Below are 1,242 nucleotides of genomic sequence, written 5' to 3' on the forward strand. Positions count from 1 at the left end.
GTGCTCGTTTAGGCCACCTTCCGCTCGAACGCGACAGGGCTTTTCCAGCCCAACGCTGAGTGTCGGCGTCGCGGATTGTAGAAGCCGTTGATGTATTCAAAGATGGCCATCTGAGCTTGCCGCCGTGTTTCCCATGACCGACGCCAAATCAGCTCGGCCTTGATGGTTTTAAAGAACGTCTCGACGGCGGCATTGTCATAGCAATTGCCTTTGCCACTCATGGACACCTTGAAGCCATTCTGGCGCAGGATCTTCTGGTAGTCGTGGGAGCAATATTGCGAGCCGCGATCCGTGTGATGGATGCAGCCTTTTGGCGGTTGCCGGAACGCGATGGCCATCTTCAACGCACGGATCGCCAAGTCCCGTTTCATGCGGTTGCTCACAGCCCAACCAATGACACGGCGCGAGTGCAGGTCCAAAATCACAGCAAGATACAGCCAACCCTCGCGGGTCCAGACGTAGCTTATGTCGCCTGCCCATTTCTGGTTTCGTTGATCCGCGGCGAAGTCTCGATCCAGCAGATTGGGCGCAATGTTGAACTTATGATCGCTATCCCCCTCTCGGCAGATTGCGTTGCAATCGCCTGCCGGGCAATGGTTGTGACCTTGTGTTTGCGGGTTCGCACAACGGATATGCCGTTCTGTCGCATCAAACGGCCCACCCGGCGATGACCGACGTCCAAGCCAATCTCCTTCAACTCTTCCGTCATCCGTGGCCGACCATAGCTGCCCAGGCTGAGACGCGATTGCTCTTTGATATGCGCCAGTGTGACCAGATCAGATCGCTGCCTGCGACTGGCTGGGCGGGTGCGGAACGCCCGTAATCCACGCGGACTCACGTCCATAACCCTACACAAGCGCTCTGTTGGAAAATGATTTCGGTGTTCTTCAATGAACTTAAACCTCACGGCTTTTGGCTCGCAAAGAACACCGTGGCCTTTTTTAAGATTTCCCTTTCCTCCTTGAGAATGCGGTTCTCGCGGCGCAGCCGATCATTCTCTTGGATGAGGCTCAAATCCTCTTTCGACACCACGTCCGTCTCTCGGCTTGCTGTGATCCACTTGTTCAGCGTCGACATGCCGACACCCAGATCGTCAGCCACCTGCCTGCGCGTCAGCCCACTGGTCAACGCGATCCGCACCGCGTCCTTGCGGAATTCGTCCGTCCGTTTCAGTCCCATATTCAGTCTCCTTTGTTGCAGTAAATGCTATCAAAGGAGCGGCATCAAACCGCGACAGGTCCA

1 pseudogene is annotated in these 1,242 nt (G+C 55.9%); it reads right to left on the reverse strand.

Annotated elements, in window-relative coordinates:
• Positions 1 to 8: 8 nt before the first annotated feature.
• Positions 9 to 1,179 (reverse strand): annotated as a pseudogene (locus J4E08_RS24425) (IS3 family transposase).
• Positions 1,180 to 1,242: the final 63 nt, after the last annotated feature.

Source organism: Sagittula sp. NFXS13, assembly GCF_040148795.1.
Taxonomy (GTDB): Bacteria; Pseudomonadota; Alphaproteobacteria; order Rhodobacterales; family Rhodobacteraceae; genus Sagittula; species Sagittula marina.